Below are 19,682 nucleotides of genomic sequence, written 5' to 3' on the forward strand. Positions count from 1 at the left end.
AATAGAGTAGGCGCATGAATTTTATTCATGCGCCTCTCACAGATCCGTACGTGCGGGTCTTCGCATACGGCTCCTCCGCGATTATCCCCGTTGGGGATGATGTTCATTGTAAATATCCACAAGAAATACGAGACCTATTTCTCTAAACCATTTATTGGAAAGTGCTGTATGCACTGGTGTGCATTTCGAACTTCTCCAAGCGTACATTCGTAAGCGTGGAAGTTCTCCTTCCCATTTTCTTCTACGTAATTCCCTATGTAGCTTTCTTATTTTCCGCCAACTCCTAAGTTGTACTGACCGCAATCTTCTTCTAATCCACTTATCAAATTCAGTAAACATTGTCTTTGTATGCCAGTGTCCAAAATAGTTTCCCCATCCACGTAGATAAGGGTTTAGTTTCTCTTTTACCAAAACTCTAATATTAATCGTTTGGTTTCGTTTTGTAATTTCCTTGATTTTAGTCTTAAACTTCTCTATTGACTTTTCTGAAGGCTTAACCCAGTAACCCTTCTTAAATTCATGTCCAAGAAAGACAAATGTTTCTTTCATATTATTTACAATCTTAGTCTTTTCCGGGTGAACTATAAGCCCAAGCTTTTCTTCAAGGAATCGAGTAACTGACTTGAGTACTCGCTCAGCACCCTTTTGTGATTTACAACAGATGACAAAGTCATCTGCATATCTTGTAATGCGATGCCCTCTCTCTGTCATAAGTTCATCCAACGGATGCAAATATACGTTCGCAAGTAGCGGACTGATGACACCACCCTGTGGAGATCCTTTTTCGTTTAAGTGGAAACTGCCACCCTCCATAACTCCTGCTTGGAGGAAACTCTCGAGTAATCCAATAACACTTCCATCCACTATTTCTTCTCTAACCAACGACATTAGTTTATCATGCGGAATTGTATCAAAGTATGATTTTAGGTCTGCATCAATTACATACACATAACCATCCATTAAATCCTTTCGGACTTTATCTAATGCCATATGTGCACTTCGATTCGGTCTAAAGCCAAAACTACAATCAAGAAATTTAGCTTCAAAGATTGGTTCTATTATTCTACGTACAGAAGCCTGTACTACTCGGTCTCTCACGGTTGGGATACCTAGAGGTCGTTTTGAACCATCAGCCTTCGGAATATATACACGTTTAACTGGTCTCGGCTTGTATGTCTTTTCTTGTAATTCACGTTGAAGGATTTGTACATTATCCTCCACTCCAAATTCAAAAGCCTTAACTGTTATTCCATCTACCCCTGCGGCTCCACGGTTCCTTTTAACCTCTTTAAAGGCTTCCTCCATGTTTGGCATTACCCATATTTTATCTATGAGACTATACCACTTTCTCTTTTGTGGGGTCTTTGCTCCCTCACGAAAACCTTGTTTGTCTTCTTTTCCGTTCATGTTCCGTTTCTTTCCTTTCATTCTGTTGATTGACTAGCCCAACTTCGGCAATATCAGCAGTTTCACAAGTACTACGCCCCATACGGTCTACCCTTCTGTTCGACCCCGAATCTACGGATTTGTCCTATCGGTTTCTGTATGGACATGACATATTCTAAGATAACTCGGTTTTTCTTCCACGGACAGACGGGCTTCGCATAAAGTCCCTACCTTTTAGGTTAGAGGGCTCCTCTCAGTAACAAAGTACTAAGTCACTTACCTTTGCGACTTTTCCAGTAAGCTTGATCACTACTATCCCCTGCTCTGACTTCTTACCACCCATAACTTCATCTTGTCCATCCCAGACTTGATTGAAGGTTACCACAATGTGGAGACGATGAGATCTCCTTGGGTCACGTCACCGGGCTTTCACCTGAATCCAGTCCTCATAACTAGCAGAGTCCTCTTGTGGAATAGGACACTCCCTTCTTTTGCAGGGTTATCCGACTCTACCAGCCAACACGGTTGAATTGTCGCCTGTTCCAGGTTTTGCCTTCAGGTCCTCCGCACACTTCCTCACGGACAATGCACTACCTGTCAGCTATACACTTCCGCCACTACGGTGTGTTTGGGACTTTCACCCATTAGTCCGATGCGCTGCCAAGCGCACAAAAGAGATGCATTTGAACTTGCATCTCTTTCTGCTAGCTAAACCCGATCATATTGAATAAAGTAGTAATCATATGGGTTTTTTTCATCTTTTGTGCCTTTTTCTTTATTTGTGATTGTCCATTTCTTTTCGTTATATGCAGGAAAATACGTATCTCCAGGAAACGATTCCTCTATATAAGTCATATACATTCTATCAGCATAAGGAAGAATTTGTTCAAAAATATTCCCTCCACCAATCACGAAAAACTCTTTCTCAGGATTCTGCTTGTCCCATTCCACAATAGTGTCAATGGAGTGGATTACTTCACAACCCTCCTGTTGAAAAGACTCATCTCTCGTAATAACAATGTTCTCTCTGTTAGGTAGTGGTCCATTCATAGAGTCGAATGTTTTTCTGCCCATGATCACATTATTTGATGTTGTTAAATTTTTAAAAAACTTCAAATCATTTGGAAGCCTCCAAGGCAGATCATTTTTATAACCAATGACACGATTTTGATCCATTGCAAAGAGCAAAGAAATCATATGTTACCTCCTCTTAGTTAAACAGCAACTGGTGCTTTTATTGCAGGATGTGAAGCATAGTTTTCAATTTCCATGTCTTCCATCTCAAAGTCAAATACGGATGTTACGTCTTTACTTAATTTAAGGGTAGGGAAAGGCATTGGCTCTCGTCCTAATTGCGTGTTCACTTGTTCCAAGTGATTCGAATAAATATGTGCATCACCTAATGTGTGAATAAACTCTCCTACCTCTAAATTACATTCATGTGCAATTAAATGTGTTAACAATGCGTAACTAGCAATATTAAATGGCACACCTAAAAATACATCTCCACTTCGTTGATAAAGTTGACAAGACAGTTTGCCATTAGCAACATAAAATTGGAACATGGTGTGACATGGTGGTAAAGCCATATTACTTGGTACATCTTCTGGGTTCCATGCCGTCACCATGTGTCTTCTTGAATCCGGATTATGCTTAATAGCTTCGATGACTTGTTTTAATTGATCAATAGTCTCCCCCTGAGAAGTTTTCCAGGCACGCCACTGTTGCCCATAGACGGAGCCTAAATTACCATATTTCTCAGCAAAAGCGTCATCAACTAAAACTCTTTCCTTGAATTTCTCCATTTCTTCCTTATATAATGCATGAAATGCTGTGTCAATCTGACTTCTATTGCTAAAGTCAGTCATATCAGGTCCATTATACTCTTCACTTTCTACCCATTTTTTAAACGCCCATTCGTTCCAAATATTATTATTATATTTCAACAAATATTTTATATTTGTATCACCTTTGATGAACCATAATAATTCACTTGCAATTAAGCGAAAAGGAACACGTTTCGTAGTTAGAAGCGGAAATCCTTCTGACAAATCAAATCGCATTTGGTGTCCAAATACAGAAAATGTACCTGTATTCGTACGGTCTTCTTTCTTGTTACCGTTTTCCAAAACCGTTCTACATAGATCTAAATAGGCTTGTTCACCTGTCACCATAATCGTACTCCCCTTTTTACATTTAAAAATATCTATTAATATTGTTAGTATTTAACGTTTTAAAACGATTGAACAATTCATACGTTAACGGTGTTTTTTCTTTTACTAGATCACGAGATTGTTCATTCATATAATAATAAGCAAACATTTCCGAGAAATACTCAGTGGCATATGTTTGAAAGTACTCATTTTCTGGGAACATGATGTTGACTTCTTGATTCCATACATGTTGTATGTCGACAATATAGCTAGGATCTGTCATTAATAAACGATAAACGGTATGTCCAATTTCATGTAATTCTAAATTAATAGAACCATGTCCACTTCCAGGCATGCTTGCACCTATTTTAGCTGATATTAACCAACTACCACCAGAACCTGGAACTTCTTCCCAAGTTACCTTTGTTTCCCAACCACGAGGATTATCCCATTTTAAATAGTACAAAAGTGGCTCGTCCGTTAATTTACCTTCGAAAAGTCGAACGATAATTCCTTGTTCTTCTAACATTTCTAATATTGGTCGGTCTATTCGATTGATTCTTTCTACCATATTACTTAAGGATTTTGGATCATTTATACGCTCCGGGATCACTATTATACGATATAACAGATCAGCATTCGTGAGCGTTTGTAGCTGCAGTATATCTTCATAACCTTTAGCTTGATTAAGCATAATACCGTGAAACGGTTTTGTTATTTCTACATAAGGAAGAAATGAAAAGAATAAAATGATAACAATAACCTTTATTTGTTTCCCTATTTTTTTCATCATTTTGTTTGTAAAAGCACATATCTATTTACTCACATGTGTTCGGTTTGGTTTTGTTCTTTATATCTATTTAACTAACAAAATCCTAAACCAATCATAAAGTAGGTACTGTTATTGTAACATATTACAAAAATATTTCGTTTACTAAATTCCGGTATATTCTAAAATAAAAAACATAAACCTTGATAAGAGAACACAAATGGAAAGGAAAGGGGAGCTTTTTACATGCTTACTAACGGAAATGTACAACAAGTCGTAAAGCATTCAATGGCTTATGGATTTGTACTTAGCCAACCATTCTCCTTTTATGTAGATGCATATCCAATGTTGCAGAATGAAGTATTAGAAGAATCCAGTATGCTCGAATATGGGCAACATAACGATGCTGTCAGAGTACTCCAACATAAACTAAACACGCTATCCTACTATGACAAATCCATTGACGGTGAATTCGGTGTGTTAACCGAATATGCTTTAAAACAATTCCAAAAAGTACATCAGTTGAGTGTAAATGGAAAAGCAGATGAACAAACCATAACTAAAATTATGGTCGTAGAACGGGCGAAATACTTAGAACCTCTTCGAAACATAGAAACTACCTACCACCCTGGAGATACTGGAGAAGATATTGAGGTCATTCAAAACGCATTACATTACTTTGGATATTACAAAGAGGATATTGATGGTATTTATGGCCCTATGACGGATCAAGCACTCAAAGCTTTTCAACAAGATCATGGGTTAGCTGTAGAAAAGGAAGTGAATGAAAAAACCATAGATGCGATCTATAAAGCAGAGACAACTACGAATAAATCAAATACACAACAACAGGCTCCAAAAGAAAATGTAGAACAACAAGAGAAAACGGAAGATACTGCCAAAAATGAAACAAAAAAAGTGGAAAAAGTGAAAAGTCAACAAAATTACAGTACTTCTAATTTAATTAGTACAGCAAAACAGTTTATAGGTACACCTTATTTATGGGGTGGTGAATCACCTGGAGGGTTTGATTGTAGTGGATTTATTCAATATGTTTTCAATCAAGTAGATATAAAACTTCCAAGGACAGTAACGGACATATGGAATATGACCAAACCTGTAGAAAATCTTTCCGTAGGAGACTTTGTATTTTATTCAACATACAAAGCCGGACCCTCCCATATGGGGATTTATGTCGGTAATGGGCAGTTTATCCATGCTGGAGAATCCAGAGGAGTAGAAGTAAGTGATATGAATAATTCCTATTGGAAACAACGATACCTAGGAGCAAAAAGAGTAGTCGTTGAAAAATAAATGTAAAAAAGAGTTCCCGAAAATTAGGACTTTGATTTGTAGGTTAAAGTGATAGGACAGTTAATCTTTACGCTCAAAAGATTAACTGTCCTTTAATCGCTTTGTTTATCTGCCTTCCTTCCTGTCCATATACCACTCATCATAAAAACACTCTAAAAAAGCTTCCATATATTGATGTCTCTTCGTTGCAATTTTTTTCGCAGCGTTCGTATTCATCTTACCTCTTAAATGTAATAACTTATCATAAAAATGTTGAACCGATGTATTTGTCACTTTTTGATCTTCGCTAAATAGTGGCGTTCCTTTACTACCTCCATATGCAAATGTTCTGGCTATCCCAATAGCTCCAATTGCATCTAAACGATCTGCATCTTGAACAATTTTCCCCTCCAAAGTTTCTGGAACCTTCCCTTTGCTAAACGAAACGTCTTTCATAGCTAAGTCTATTAATTCAAATTGTTCTTCTGATAGGTCTATCTGAGATAAGAAATCAGTTAATTTCTGCAGAGCCAAATCTGGATCTCGGAACAACTTTCTATCACCTACATCATGTAGCCATCCTGCCGCTTCAGCGATAAATGAATCTGCTCCTTCCTCCTCTGCTAGTTTTCTAGCCATCGTGGCCACCCTTTTCATATGTTCAAAATCATGACCAGTTGCATCTTCATGAAATAATTGAAAAACATATGCCTTTATCTGATCTAGTACTGTAGTCATTACACACTCTCCTAAAAATGAAATATATCCATTTGTTTTGGGTTCAAATTATCATATGTGATATTTAAAAGTTCTATCAACTGTTTGGCATTCCCTGCAGCATGCCCACCAGAATTATTATTAAATAAGACCGTAATTTCTTTCGTATCTTTCTGCAATTGTTTTATATTTGAGACCCACTCTTTTAATTCTGTTTCATTATAATCATAAAGAAAACGAACTTCTCGCCAATCATCACGACCATTGCGATTCCATCCATGTACATTTCTACCATGAAAACGAACTAATGTTTTTAAATCACTGGTTGACTCTAATACCAGTGGAACAGATCCTTCTTCCGCCTGTGGTTCGTCACAAATACTGTGAATCCATCCTTCTTCTTTCATGAATTGTAGCGTAGCACTTCGGTTTTCGTCTTTGAACCAACTCTGATTTCTAAATTCTAACGCTAATGGTAAGTCGGGCATTAAACTTTTTATCTTTCTTAATTTTTGAATATGTTTTTGATTTAGATCAAACCATGGTGGAAATTGAAAAAGAATGGCATTTAGCTTTTTCGCTTGGATCACTGGCTGAATTGAATCTATGTATGCTTTAAACAATTCTTTAGCTTGTTGATTTGTCATTGTACTTCTGTCATGGCCAGTCATTGATTGATGTGCCTTAATGACAAAAGAGAAATCTTTAGGGGTTTGACTTACCCATTTTTCATAGTTGGATGGGGTTTGGATGGCATAAAAAGCCGAGTCTACTTCTACTACAGGAAAATGGGAACTATAAACTTCTAATTTCCTGCGGGTAGCACCTTTTTCCATATATAAGCTGTCATGATCTCCCCAACCAGTTAATCCAATCAAAATAGACACAAACAACCCCTCTTTCATTTTCAACCTTTATTGTCTCCTATAGTATATTTTTATTGACTAATTTCGTAAACTTTAGTGCCTTGTCATTTCGTATTTGATCCATACTGTGCAGTAACTAAAGATGATAATACTGCTCTACCGTTCCGGAAATACACTCCGCTAGCTTTATATAAATCTAAAAAACAAGTTCATCTTGCGATTTTTGTTAGTAATATTTCAACTTCACTTGTATCACTAGGCAATACATATACAAGATGCAGTTACTAGCGAAACAAGTGAAATTGGCGACACTCCTCGGTCTGAAGCATTCCTTATTCTGCGTGCGGGAACAGCGCGAGCCGAAGATCCACTCAGGAACGCACTTTGTGACTGAGTTAGCTGAGGCCGTGCCCGCAAGAGGAATCTGAACTTAGAAAAATCTGGTTTTGGGATTTTTCGTGATTCCTCCTCGGAAAGCGACGTATTCTGACGAAGCGGCGTTATAGCACACACCTGTTTAACAAAATCAAATAAATATAACTGCACATTATATGAATACTGCGACATAACTTATGGTATTGATGTTGTAGGTAGTCTGAATTTCATCAACAGTTTAGTAGAGTAATAGAATGTCGAATAAAGGAGCATATGGCCGAAAAACCATGGAATTCCTTCGTTTCTTTTCACTTCCAATTTCTTGACTAGCAATCTAAAATAAGCTATATTTGACTCAAGCAAAGAAGATGTTTGGATTCATTAATGACAGGTAGCTTCTTTAGAAGTGGATGAATTATGATCCTACGCTTCTAAAGAAAGCTGCCTTTTTTATTTACCGTCATCTTGTTTGTATTAACACGTATTACGTGAAAGTGTTTAGGAGGATTATTTACATGCAAAATGGTGTAGTAAAATGGTTTAACGCAGAAAAAGGATATGGATTTATCCAACATGAAGAAGGAAATGATGTATTCGTACACTTTTCCGCTATCCAAGAAGAAGGTTTCAAAACACTTGAAGAAGGTCAAGAAGTTACTTTCGAAATTGTAGATGGAGATCGTGGACCTCAAGCAGCGAACGTAACAAAAAAATAATATAAAAATAAATGGGCGGTGATCCTACCTGATCACCGCCTTTTCTTGTTATAAGCTGTAATTTTATGTCATACTATTCATTGTGGTGAAAACACCCGCGGTTCGAGAACTCCCGCGATATCAAAACTAAGGAGGAATATTTTTGATTAATGAATTATTATGGATCTTGTTCGCGTTAGTAAATTTTAGTCTTTTAATTATCATGTACCGCTTCTTCGGTAAGCCAGGTTTATTTGTTTGGATTGGAATGTCTACGGTTGTTGCAAATATCCAAGTGCTTAAAACTGTAGAATTATTTGGTTTGACGGCAACGCTTGGAAATATTATTTATGGCACAGCGTTTCTTGCTACCGACATTCTCAATGAGAAGTACGGAAAGAAGGAAGCAAAAAAAGCAGTATGGATGGGGTTTGCTACATTAATTGCAATGACAATAATGATGCAGATCGCCTTACAGTTTACACCACATGCTGATGACTTCGCCCAAGAATCATTGACAACCTTGTTTGATCTCATACCTAACGTAGCAATTGGAAGTCTAACAGCCTACATTATAAGCCAATATTTTGATGTTTGGATTTATTCTAAAATTAAACGAGCCTTACCGAGCGAAAAACACTTATGGATTCGAAATAATGCAAGTACAATGATAAGTCAATTGTTAGACAGTTTTATTTTCTGTTTTATTGCATTCTTCTTTGTATATCCATTCGAAATATGGATTCAATTATTCTTTACAACTTATATTATTAAGTTTATAGTTGCTGCAATAGATACACCTTTCTTGTACTTAGCAAAACGAATGAAGGTTAATGAAAACTCTTAATAGAGGGCATTCTTGCCCTCTTTCTATACGCTTACGAAAGAGGTAATAAGCATGATTGAAATTTATACAGATGGAGCAGCGAGCGGTGACCCAGGTCCCAGCGGTGCAGGAATTTACATAAAAAAAGGTTCAGAACAATATGAATATCAATATTTTCTAGGTAATTTATCTAACCACGAAGCAGAGTTTTGGGCTGTTATAAAGGCACTAGAAATATGTAAAGAACAGTTTCCTAATGAGATTGTTTCTGTACGGAGTGATTCAAAATTAGTTGTAGACGTGATTGAGAAAGAATTTACAAAAAACAGTAAATTCTTACCATTATTGGAGATGGTTCAAAGAAATGCTAAGGACTTTCCATATTTCTTTATTAAGTGGATTCCAGAAAAACAAAATAAAAATGCGGATAAACTTGCTAGAAATGCCATTCAACAAAGAGACAAATAATTTCGGTTAAACAAACCCTTTGTCTCTTAGTATCTCTCTGGCTTCTGCATTTGTTTGGATGGAATCCTTATTTAACAATTCTAAAAGACTTATGTAAAAACTTCGGTCAAAGCTTAATTGGATTTGTAGTGTAAGCTTTAAAGCCATCTTAATTTTCCAATCTGGGGCCGCTGTGTACCTTTTGCCAAAGTAGATAAATCGAATTTCCTCGTCGGTTAGCTTAAATCCTTTTGCCCATAAATCTTCTATATAGTTGGCTAATTGATCGTGCCTGTCCATATAAAAGCCACCTTTGCTACTAAAAAATAAAAAGTAATGCATCTTTTGTCGAATTACCCTTATTATAAAGTACGAACATTCGTTTGTCGACCCCAAACACGCGTGTTCTTTAATCCGAAATTGTCACATCAAATAACGCCTTTTCTTCCATTGGTATTCTCACTCGTAATAAAAGTAAATGTAAGATTGGGAACAATAATGCTGTCAAATAAGCTTGAAAAAGAAGTGGGATGACAAACAATTCGATCCCTACAATCAGATAGTTCGGATGTTTAATCCATCGATATGGACCGCGACTTACTAAGTTTGAACCGGGCAAAACGATTATTTTGGTGTTCCAGAACTTTCCCAAAGAATAAATACACCAAACTCGAAACAACTGTGTAGTGAGAAAGACGAACAAAAATATAAAAAGCAATGCATCACTAAATGATAAAGATATAGGTGAGTAGATACTTTCTATCAATAAAAACACCAAAAACATAGAATGGGTAACCACAAACCATTTGTAGTGATCAGCACCAATTTCATATGCACCCTGCTTTTTCATCCATTTCTCATTTCGATTTGCTATAATTAACTCGACAATCCTCTGTCCGATTAAAAATAAAAATAGAAGAAACAACCACGTTGCCATTACATCCACTCCAAACTTAATAATTCTGAGCTAAAACCTGGTCCAAGCGCAGAAAGTAAGCTTCGTTCTCCGCCCTTTAGGTCCTCTTTCATCCATTCTTTTAAAATGTAGAACACTGTAACGGAGGACATATTGCCATGGTTTTTTAGCACCTGATAGGAATATTTTAATTCTTTTTGTGACACGTCTAATACCGCTTCAATTGATTGCAAGACTTTTTTACCTCCCGGATGTGCAACTAAAAATGACAATTCTTGTTTCGACCAACCCAATTGATCTAAAAATGAGTGCACATGGTCGTTCCAAAAATTTTCAACTAACGTTGGGATACTTTTTGCAAAAACAACCTCAAAACCATTATCCGTAATATCCCATCCCATTACATCTACCGCATTTTTCTTTAATCTAGAACTAGATTTCGCCATTACAGGACAAGCTTTCTTCCTTTCTCGTAAAAAAGGAGAAGATTCACCTAGTACTAATGCGGCAGAGATTCCATCACCAAATAATGCAGTTCCAATAAAATTACTTTTTTTATGATCATTCTTTTGGAATGTTAAACCACAGAGTTCTATACCTACAACTAATACCGATCCTTTTGGATTAAACGAAAGCCATTCATTAGCCCTTGCCAAGCCACTTGCTCCCCCGGCACAACCAAGGCCCCATAACGGCATACGGATAACATCATCTCGAAAACTTCTTTCGTTCATAATATAAGCATCAATAGATGGAGTGGAGACACCTGTACTAGAAACAAAAATAATTGCATCAATAGCTTCATACGGAATTGGATTTTTTAGAAAATCTGGTTCCGCTAGACACTGATCAATCGCGTCCACACTATGCTCAATTGCTTTCATTTGATATAATTCATTTCTCTCTTTAAAAGAGTGGTCTTCTGCAAACCAATCTTTATCCACAACAAATTGACGATTAGAGACAGAAGCATTTTCAAAGACAGGGAGCAACCGTTCCATTTCATGCATTGGACGTTGAAATATACCTTTTATAAAAGACTGTATTTCTTCTTGTTTTAAATTAAACGAAGGGATGCTTGTTCCGACTGAACAAATATAGGACATATTACCGACACCTTTTTTTATCTTAGTATGACCTATTAAAAACTATAATATGAATGGCATTTTAGAGTCTCTTGTGACTACTGTTTTTATTGTATATTCTCAAACTGATCTGGGTGGGAAATAAACACCATTAACAGTGTAACGATCAGCCCTTTCATCACTGTTTAAATCAAAATAAAAAGATTGCCAATTTGACAACCTCTCTAAATCGTATAGGATACAGTTCTTAGCACCAAGCGTAGATAAATAATTACTTTTTCTTTCCCCTAAACAAGAGGTAGCCTATAATTACCAATATAAATAAAACCACATAAACTACATTTTCATATATTTCTAAGTACTCTACGATTTCCTCCCAAGAAGCACCAACCGAAGCACCTAAGTAAATCAAGACTACATTCCAGATAAGCGTGCCGCATGTAGTAAAAAGAAGAAATATACCTATATTCATTTTTGTTATACCAGCAGGGATGGAAATTAAACTACGTATTACTGGAATAAATCTACAAAAAAGGACCGTCCAAGCACCGTATTTCTCAAACCAACGATCAGCCCTGTATAAATCTTTTTTTGTTAACCTTAAAATACGCCCCCAGCGATCTACAATCTTTTCTAGTTTTTCTATACCTAGTTGAAACCCTATTAAATATAATATAATGGCTCCTAGCAAAGAGCCTGCTGTCGATGACAGGACAGCACCTATAATAGTAAGGTTAGTTGTTGTAGTCATAAAACCAGTAAATGTTAAGATAACTTCTGAAGGTATAGGAGGAAAAATATTTTCAAATGCAATTAAGAACATAATCCCCATATATCCATACTCATTTATAATAGATGTTAACCAGCTTTCCATCGTATGCTCCCTTTAGTTTTCCAAATTTCGTCGTTGATACCAACACGAATCCGAAACTAGTATCTCAAGTTTTTTGTAATTTAATATTATCACCCGAACAATACAATAAAGTTTATAGTAGATGCAACTCTATCGTTGCTCCGTCCTAACTAATCTCAAAATCTTACTTACAATTAATTTATGTTTGATAAGTAATCCCTATGCAACAAAGACTATATGTTAAATCATATTAAACATAATTAGACCTACTATAATAATAGCTGCATCTGCAAAAATATGTACTAGCCAAGAATTAATAAATCCTGCATTCTTTGTGTTCAACCAATTAAAAATTAATCCCACTGAAAATAGAGCAATTAAACACAAAAGGATTAACCATGGGTTAAACCATGTCTGAAATATGGATATATGATAGACCGCAAAAAGTATAGATGAAAAGACATATGCTGTTCTCTTATATTTAAAGTTAAGTAAATTCTTAAATATGAACCCTCTAAAAAACCACTCTTCTAGAAACGAATTTCCAAATGTTATGTAAAGCCCTACAAAAATAAAATTACTTGGTGTTATATTAGACTTGGATGTCATTTCATTTGCAATCGCATTAAAGTCAACAAAACGACCGAGTGTAAAATAGGCAATCAAGATGATGGAGAAAGTAGTTAACGCAAAGATCCAAGCAATTTTTGATGGTGGGTGAATGCTAAAGTTAAACACTTTCTTTATTGGTAAGCTTCTTACTTTTAAATAGTAAAACAATGGAACTAGCAAAAACACAAAAACTTTGAACAACGTTTGCCACAAGTAATTGACTTCTACTTGTTGTGTAAGTATATATAATAAAGCACAAGCAAATAAGGATGAAATTATTATAAACAATGAATCTTTCACAAGTCATTCCCCTAAGCATCTTTATTTTTTACCCTATCAATAGAATGCTTTGATAGATCTGGCAACATCTAGGTCCTTTGGTCACCTTTTAAAAGCCGTAAATAGTCATTCCACCATCAACAAATAAAGTCTGCCCTGTTGTATAGTTGCTTGCATCAGACGCAAAATACACTGCTGTACCAACTAATTCTTCTAACTTACCAATTCTATTTAATGGTGTGCGATCTAATATATCATTTACATAGGCCTCGTCTTTTAATAACGTTTCTGTTAATGCAGTCGGGAAATACCATGGCCCTATCGCATTCACATTGATGCTATATTTCCCCAACTCCATTGCTAGATTTTTGGTCATTTGAATAATGGCGCTTTTCGTCATCGCATAGACAACACCTGTACGTAAAGCCATATGTCCGCCTACAGATGAAACATTAATAATTTTGCCTTTGTTATTCCCCTTCATCTTTTTAGCAGCAGCCTGTGCTAAGAAAAATGCACTCTTCATATTCACATCAACAATGTGCATCCATTCTTCTTCCGTAACATCTAAGGCTTGACTTCGAATATTGACCCCCGCATTGTTCACCCATATATCAATCGGACGCTCCCCAAGTAGTTCATCTACTTTGGCAATAATCTTCTTATAGTCTTTTATATCGTTACAAATCGTAAAAGCTTGTCTACCCAAAGCCTCTACTTCTTTTTTAACTTTCTCTAAATCTTCTAGTGTTCTTGCTATTAACACGACGTCGGCTCCAGCCTCGGCATATCCTAAAGCAATAGCTCTTCCTATTCCTTTTGTTGCACCCGTTACAACCGCTAACTTTCCGTCTAATGAAAAACTTGGTAAATACAATTTAAAACCTCCATCTCCTAGTTGAACAGCAAACTTACTTTTATGCTTTTTTATTTACTCTAGTATATATGAAAAACATTTCTAGAAACAGATGTACAAGTGCGCATATTATTTATTTATTTTAAACACTCTTCAGTATGATCGATCTGTCACTTCCAATAATTCCCTGTTGACGTCACACATTCGCCACAGATTTTGTTAACATAAACGTTAAAAAAGTTTATATATCAAGCTTGAAAAGCGTTTTTGAACAGTTTGTGAATCGTTCTGTAGTCAAGCCAAAATTGCTTTTTTTTCATGTAACATTAAATATGAAGGTTAATCTTTTCAAAGCACAATAAGGGGTGAAAGGGATGTCAAAAAGTTCATTACAAATGAAAAAGAAACAGGCACCGAAGGAAGAAGAGCAACCCGAATTAAAGGGAACATTTATCGCAGTTATGGGGTTAGGACTATTTATCCTAATCAGTTGGTTTATTGTTTACTTTATATTTGTAGCTCGTTAAACAAAAATTGGGGAGGGATAGAATATGCACTTACATAAGTATGAAAAAATTTGGCTCATCTTCGGAATAGGCTCACTCATCCTATTTCTTGTCGTATTGGGAGTAGGAGCATTCTACAAAGGTACACATCCGCCAAGTCATTTGGCAACGATTGATCCACAAAATGTGCAAGCGCACGAATCGTTTATGGACGAAAATCTTGGTTTGCGTCAAGTAGGAGAAGATCAATATCTCGTCAGTGTCATTGCTTCCGCTTTTAATTATAACTTAGGCACAGACGAGGATGGCAAGGCGATAAGAACAGTAAGAATTCCTGTTGACTCTACTGTCGTCTTTCAAGTGACAACTACCGATGTTATACATGGCTTTCAACTTGCTGGAACTAATGTCAATATGATGGTAGAACCTGGTTATATTAGCTCCTTGGAAACAACATTTAAGAAGCCTGGAACATATACGCTACTTTGTAATGAATACTGTGGCACAGGTCACCATATAATGGCCGCTACTGTGGAGGTGTATCAACCATGATTACAAATAAAACAGGCATGAACAAACATGATTCAAGTCTTGTAATGGCTCATATGTGGGTAGCATTTATATCATTATTTATTGGCGGATTGATGGGACTTTTACAGACTCTCGTACGTTCGGGTACACTAACACTTCCATTCGGAATAGGTTATTATCAAATTTTAACGGTACATGGCGTAATTCTTGCACTTGTCTTAACTACTTTCTTTATCATTGGTTTCCAATTTGCATTAATGAGTAAAACTGTTGGGATGACAGATAAACAAAGAGATAGTGCTTGGTTTGGTTTTTGGATTATGCTGTTTGGTACTGTGACAACAGCCGTTACGATTTTACTAGGTAAAGCAAGTGTCCTTTACACGTTTTACGCACCTTTGAAAGCATATCCTACCTTCTACATAGGATTAGCACTAGTTGTCGTTGGAAGTTGGATTGGTTGTTTCACTAACTTTAGACAATTGTATGTATGGAAAAAGAAAAATAAAGGTGAAAAATCACCGTTACTAGCCTTTATGGTTGTCATCAATATGCTTCTTTGGTTTATCGCAACATTGGGTGTAGCTGCCACAGTTCTTATTCAATTTATTCCATGGTCATTAGGAATGGTTGACACGATTAATGTGTTAGTTAGTCGAACATTATTTTGGTACTTTGGCCATCCACTTGTTTATTTCTGGTTATTACCTGCTTACATGGCTTGGTATGCAATTATTCCAAAGATTATTGGCGGGAAGATATTTAGTGATTCGCTTGCAAGGCTTTCATTTGTATTGTTCTTAATGTTTTCAATTCCAGTAGGTTTTCACCACCAACTTACTGAACCAGGAATTGATGCTACATGGAAATTCATCCAAGTTGTCTTAACATTTATGGTAATTATACCTTCTTTACTAACTGCATTTTCTATGTTTGCAACTTTTGAAATTACTGGAAGAAGTAAAGGATACACAGGGTTATTTGGTTGGCTAAAAGGTTTACCGTGGAAAGATGTCCGCTTTTTTGCACCAATGGTAGGTATGTTAGCCTTTATTCCAGCGGGTACTGGTGGAATTATTAATGCATCAAATCAAATGAACCAAGTAGTTCATAATACCATTTGGGTAACGGGACACTTCCATCTAACTGTAGGAACAACCGTAATCCTAACGTTCTTTGGTATTTCCTATTGGTTAATACCAGTTCTAACTGGCCGTAGGCTAACAAAGAAGATTAATACGCTCGGTATGATCCAAACGGTCGTTTGGGCATTTGGTATGTTAATCATGTCAGGTTCCATGCATATTGCAGGTCTACTTGGAGCACCAAGACGTTCCTCTTACTCAACATATGGAGGAAGTGAGCAAGCAACAGAATGGATTGGCTATCAATTAGCGCAAGCGATTGGTGGTTCTATCCTATTCATAGGAATCATCCTAATGGTGTATATATTCCTTTATATGATCTATGCTGCTCCAAAAGGGGAAGAAGAATTTCCTATCTCTGAGGTATCCGAAAATGCCGAACCAACACCAAAATTTTTGGAGAACTGGAAATTATGGATTGGAATTACTGTAGCTTTAATCCTATTTGCTTACACGATTCCTTTCATCGACATTATTCAACATTCGCCTCCAGGATCCCCTGGATTTGATATGTTGATCAGACACTAAACTAAAATGGCTAGGTCTTCCTAGCCATTTTTTCACGTAGCTTCCTCCTATCAGATCCTTTCCATCTAATACCAGCTTTATAATATGCTTACTTCCTAGCTTGCCTCCCCCCTTTCTTTCTTATAATTTGACACAATAATGTACCTATTTTCTAAAAAATCTATGAAATACTTTGACATATAGGTAATAATGGTGTAAATTATCAAATGGTCGAACGTTTTTAAATAACTTAACTTTAATATTCGTATTTAGGAGTGAACATCATGGAAAATGTGTTTGATTACGAAGATATTCAATTAATTCCTGCAAAATGTATAGTAAACAGTCGCTCAGAATGTGATACATCCGTAACATTTGGTAAGCACACATTTAAACTACCGGTAGTACCTGCAAATATGCAGACGATAATAGATGAGAAAATTGCTATTTATTTAGCGGAGAATAACTATTTTTATATCATGCACCGATTTGAACCCGAGAAACGTAGTGCATTTATCAAAGATATGGCATCACGGAACTTAATTTCTTCGATTAGTGTTGGTGTTAAAGAAGAGGAATATAGCTTTGTTGAAGAATTGACTAAAGAGAATCTGATACCAGACTATATCACCATTGATATCGCACACGGTCATTCTAATGCCGTAATTAACATGATTAAACACATAAAAAAACATTTACCAGAAACTTTTGTTATTGCAGGTAACGTCGGAACACCTGAGGCTGTTAGAGAACTTGAACATGCTGGCGCTGATGCAACAAAAGTAGGAATTGGACCGGGTAAGGTTTGTATCACCAAAATAAAAACTGGCTTCGGAACTGGAGGCTGGCAATTAGCAGCACTACGTTGGTGCGCAAAAGCAGCAACTAAGCCCATTATTGCTGATGGGGGAATTCGTACACACGGCGATATAGCAAAATCTGTTCGTTTTGGTGCATACATGGTTATGATCGGTTCATTATTTGCAGGTCACGAGGAATCTCCAGGTGAAACAATTGAAAAAGACGGAAAGCTATATAAAGAATACTTTGGTTCAGCTTCCGAATTTCAAAAAGGCGAAAAGAAAAATGTAGAAGGTAAAAAAATGATTGTCGAGCATAAAGGGTCTTTACAAGATACCTTGGTTGAGATGGAACAAGACCTTCAATCTTCTATTTCGTATGCTGGCGGCAATAAATTAGAAGCTATTCGTACGGTAGATTATGTTGTTGTTAAAAATTCCATCTTTAATGGCGACAAAGTCTATTAATCCCTTTTCAAAAAAAGTTATGAATAAAAAAGGAAGATTAGTTGCTTGCAACTAATCTTCCTTTTTTATTTTCATTATGCAAATTAGATGTTATAGATCTTTGAATACTTCTCTTTTAAATACGCAACAAGATATCTCGGTTCTAAAGATTCACCAGTAATATCTTTTAGCAACTCAAGCGGCTTTTTCTTCCTTCCATACTGGTGTATATGGGTGCTTAACCATTCTTTAATTGCAACAAAATTTCCATCCTTAATAATGGTATTAACATCAAGGTCCTTTTTCATTACATGATAGAATTGAGCTGCATACATATAACCTAAAGCATACGATGGGAAGTAACCAAAGTTACCTGCAGACCAGTGAATATCTTGTAATACTCCCTCTTTGTCAGAAGTCGGTCTAATTCCTAGATAATCTTCCATCTTCTGATTCCATAATTCAGGTAAGTCTTTCACTTCAATTTCATCGTTTATCAAGGCTTTCTCTAGTTCATAGCGAATCATAATGTGTAAACAGTACGTTAATTCATCCGCTTCAATTCTGATATAAGACGGCTTTACTTCATTAATAGCCTTATAGAAATCCTTCAATTCAATATGTTCAAACGACTTAGGTGCAATCGATTTAAATAAATCATAATGATTCTCCCAGAATTCTTCACTTCTGGATATAAAGTTCTCCCAGAAAAGTGATTGCGATTCATGAATTCCCATAGATGTGCCTGATGATAAAGGAGTCTGTGCTAGATCCTTAGATATATTTTGTTCATATAATGCATGTCCACCTTCATGAATCGTACCAAAGATCGCCATTCGGAAATCCTCTTCATCATAACGAGTTGTAACACGAACATCTCCTTGGTTTAACGAAATAGCAAACGGATGAATGGTTTCATCTAAACGTCCTGCATTAAAATCATAGCCCATTCTTTTCAAAATTTCTTGACTAAACTGTTCCTGTTTGTCTTTTGGGAAATGTTGCTTCATTAAAGATGGATCAATTGTTACATTGGATTGATTTATTTTTTCTACAAGTGTCGTTAATTCTTTCCTAACTTCTGAAAAGACTTGATCCAACAACTCTGTTGTCATACCTGGTTCATACGTATGTAGCAAAGCATCATAACGATTTTTTTCATAGCCCCAATACTCAGCAAACTTCTTATTATACGCCACCAACTGTTCAAGATAAGGTTGTAATAATGAGAAATCTCCTTTTTCTCTTGCTTCTTGCCAGACAGATTCAGATTTTGACTGTAACATAATATATTCTTTGTATTCTTCATCCGGAATTTTACTTTTGCGTTCATATTCTTCTTCACAGTCTAAAGCCGACTTCCGGACTATCTCGTTCTGACTTGTATTTTTCAGCCCATCAATATACTTTTTCATTTGATCCGATGTTGATATTTGGTGGATTTTTTGTGATAAGAAGCCAATTACTTCCGACCGTTGATCTACACCATTTTTAGGAATTTTCGTTCTTAAATCCCAAAAAATTAAAGCTAGCGCTTCCTCATAAGCACTTTGATCTTTTAAGAGTTGAAGAAACTCTTTCTCCATCTTTTCCAATTCATCCAGCTCCCTTATATTTA

21 protein-coding genes are annotated in these 19,682 nt (G+C 36.1%); 8 read left to right on the forward strand and 13 right to left on the reverse strand.

Translation table 11 applies throughout. From position 1 onward, the window contains the following. Positions 1-81: 81 nt before the first annotated feature. The 4 genes from ltrA to NYQ66_RS16385 form a co-directional block, all read right to left on the reverse strand. On the reverse strand, positions 82-1,407 hold the full coding sequence (ltrA, locus tag NYQ66_RS16370; protein ID WP_259867358.1) for a group II intron reverse transcriptase/maturase: 1,326 nt from the start codon (positions 1,405-1,407) through the stop codon (positions 82-84). Between the two features lie 687 nt (positions 1,408-2,094). After that, positions 2,095-2,583, reverse strand: coding sequence for a dihydrofolate reductase (locus tag NYQ66_RS16375; RefSeq protein ID WP_259870956.1), 489 nt, complete (start codon positions 2,581-2,583; stop codon positions 2,095-2,097). 17 nt (positions 2,584-2,600) lie between these two features. Beyond that, positions 2,601-3,560, reverse strand: a complete 960-nt coding sequence (locus tag NYQ66_RS16380; RefSeq protein ID WP_259870959.1) for a thymidylate synthase — start codon at positions 3,558-3,560, stop codon at positions 2,601-2,603. Positions 3,561-3,582: 22 nt separating this feature from the next. Beyond that, positions 3,583-4,332 (reverse strand): anthrax toxin lethal factor-related metalloendopeptidase, encoded by a 750-nt coding sequence (locus NYQ66_RS16385; protein ID WP_259870962.1) that lies wholly within the window; start codon positions 4,330-4,332, stop codon positions 3,583-3,585. A 222-nt stretch (positions 4,333-4,554) separates the two neighbouring features. On the opposite strand from NYQ66_RS16385, the gene NYQ66_RS16390 reads away from it, so the two are divergent. After that, positions 4,555-5,622, forward strand: a complete 1,068-nt coding sequence (locus NYQ66_RS16390) for a C40 family peptidase (protein WP_259870964.1) — start codon at positions 4,555-4,557, stop codon at positions 5,620-5,622. A gap of 105 nt (positions 5,623-5,727) precedes the next feature. On the opposite strand, the gene NYQ66_RS16395 is transcribed toward NYQ66_RS16390, so the two are convergent. Together NYQ66_RS16395 and NYQ66_RS16400 are read right to left on the reverse strand one after the other, a co-directional pair. Then, positions 5,728-6,339: an HD domain-containing protein gene (locus NYQ66_RS16395; protein ID WP_259870966.1), complete on the reverse strand. Its 612-nt coding sequence runs from the start codon at positions 6,337-6,339 to the stop codon at positions 5,728-5,730. A gap of 11 nt (positions 6,340-6,350) precedes the next feature. After that, positions 6,351-7,223 carry a DUF72 domain-containing protein gene (locus NYQ66_RS16400; RefSeq protein ID WP_259871514.1) on the reverse strand — a complete coding sequence of 291 codons (873 nt, stop codon included), beginning with the start codon at positions 7,221-7,223 and terminating at the stop codon, positions 6,351-6,353. A gap of 851 nt (positions 7,224-8,074) precedes the next feature. Between NYQ66_RS16400 and NYQ66_RS16405 the strand changes: the two genes are divergently transcribed. The 3 genes from NYQ66_RS16405 to NYQ66_RS16415 all read left to right on the forward strand — a co-directional run bounded on the left by NYQ66_RS16405 (position 8,075) and on the right by NYQ66_RS16415 (position 9,548). Further along, positions 8,075-8,275, forward strand: coding sequence for a cold-shock protein (locus NYQ66_RS16405; RefSeq protein WP_259870968.1), 201 nt, complete (start codon positions 8,075-8,077; stop codon positions 8,273-8,275). Between the two features lie 142 nt (positions 8,276-8,417). After that, positions 8,418-9,101 (forward strand): queuosine precursor transporter, encoded by a 684-nt coding sequence (locus NYQ66_RS16410; protein WP_259870970.1) that lies wholly within the window; start codon positions 8,418-8,420, stop codon positions 9,099-9,101. A 51-nt stretch (positions 9,102-9,152) separates the two neighbouring features. Next, on the forward strand, positions 9,153-9,548 hold the full coding sequence (locus tag NYQ66_RS16415; RefSeq protein ID WP_259870972.1) for a ribonuclease HI family protein: 396 nt from the start codon (positions 9,153-9,155) through the stop codon (positions 9,546-9,548). A 6-nt stretch (positions 9,549-9,554) separates the two neighbouring features. On the opposite strand, the gene NYQ66_RS16420 is transcribed toward NYQ66_RS16415, so the two are convergent. The 6 genes from NYQ66_RS16420 to NYQ66_RS16445 form a co-directional block, all read right to left on the reverse strand. Beyond that, positions 9,555-9,827: a DUF6123 family protein gene (locus NYQ66_RS16420; RefSeq protein WP_259870974.1), complete on the reverse strand. Its 273-nt coding sequence runs from the start codon at positions 9,825-9,827 to the stop codon at positions 9,555-9,557. Positions 9,828-9,936: 109 nt separating this feature from the next. Next, on the reverse strand, positions 9,937-10,464 hold the full coding sequence (locus tag NYQ66_RS16425) for an isoprenylcysteine carboxyl methyltransferase family protein (RefSeq protein ID WP_259870975.1): 528 nt from the start codon (positions 10,462-10,464) through the stop codon (positions 9,937-9,939). Further along, positions 10,464-11,549, reverse strand: a complete 1,086-nt coding sequence (locus NYQ66_RS16430; protein WP_259870977.1) for a type III polyketide synthase — start codon at positions 11,547-11,549, stop codon at positions 10,464-10,466. Before NYQ66_RS16430 ends, NYQ66_RS16425 begins: the two co-directional genes overlap by 1 nt. Before the next feature lie 250 nt (positions 11,550-11,799). Continuing rightward, positions 11,800-12,402 (reverse strand): DedA family protein, encoded by a 603-nt coding sequence (locus tag NYQ66_RS16435; protein WP_259870979.1) that lies wholly within the window; start codon positions 12,400-12,402, stop codon positions 11,800-11,802. 219 nt (positions 12,403-12,621) lie between these two features. Further along, on the reverse strand, positions 12,622-13,293 hold the full coding sequence (locus tag NYQ66_RS16440) for a CPBP family intramembrane glutamic endopeptidase (RefSeq protein ID WP_259870981.1): 672 nt from the start codon (positions 13,291-13,293) through the stop codon (positions 12,622-12,624). Between the two features lie 88 nt (positions 13,294-13,381). After that, a complete protein-coding gene (locus tag NYQ66_RS16445) occupies positions 13,382-14,149 on the reverse strand; it encodes an SDR family NAD(P)-dependent oxidoreductase (RefSeq protein ID WP_259870982.1) in 768 nt (255 codons plus the stop codon). Positions 14,150-14,502: 353 nt separating this feature from the next. Here NYQ66_RS16445 and NYQ66_RS16450 point away from each other — a divergent pair, with 353 nt between their 5' ends. The 4 genes from NYQ66_RS16450 to guaC all read left to right on the forward strand — a co-directional run bounded on the left by NYQ66_RS16450 (position 14,503) and on the right by guaC (position 18,085). Continuing rightward, positions 14,503-14,655, forward strand: coding sequence for a cytochrome c oxidase subunit 2A (locus NYQ66_RS16450; protein WP_259870983.1), 153 nt, complete (start codon positions 14,503-14,505; stop codon positions 14,653-14,655). Positions 14,656-14,679: 24 nt separating this feature from the next. Next, positions 14,680-15,186 (forward strand): cytochrome c oxidase subunit II, encoded by a 507-nt coding sequence (locus tag NYQ66_RS16455; RefSeq protein WP_259870984.1) that lies wholly within the window; start codon positions 14,680-14,682, stop codon positions 15,184-15,186. Then, positions 15,183-16,838 carry a b(o/a)3-type cytochrome-c oxidase subunit 1 gene (locus tag NYQ66_RS16460; RefSeq protein ID WP_259870986.1) on the forward strand — a complete coding sequence of 552 codons (1,656 nt, stop codon included), beginning with the start codon at positions 15,183-15,185 and terminating at the stop codon, positions 16,836-16,838. The genes NYQ66_RS16455 and NYQ66_RS16460 overlap by 4 nt, the downstream gene beginning before the upstream one ends. A gap of 263 nt (positions 16,839-17,101) precedes the next feature. Beyond that, complete coding sequence (gene guaC / locus NYQ66_RS16465) at positions 17,102-18,085, forward strand: GMP reductase (protein ID WP_259870988.1); 984 nt, start codon at positions 17,102-17,104, stop codon at positions 18,083-18,085. Positions 18,086-18,168: 83 nt separating this feature from the next. Here the strand turns inward: guaC and NYQ66_RS16470 are convergent, their stop codons facing one another. Then, complete coding sequence (locus NYQ66_RS16470; RefSeq protein WP_259871515.1) at positions 18,169-19,650, reverse strand: carboxypeptidase M32; 1,482 nt, start codon at positions 19,648-19,650, stop codon at positions 18,169-18,171. Positions 19,651-19,682 lie beyond the last annotated feature (32 nt).

This window comes from Aquibacillus koreensis (assembly GCF_025154055.1).
GTDB classification, from domain to species: domain Bacteria; phylum Bacillota; class Bacilli; order Bacillales; family Amphibacillaceae; genus Aquibacillus_C; species Aquibacillus_C koreensis.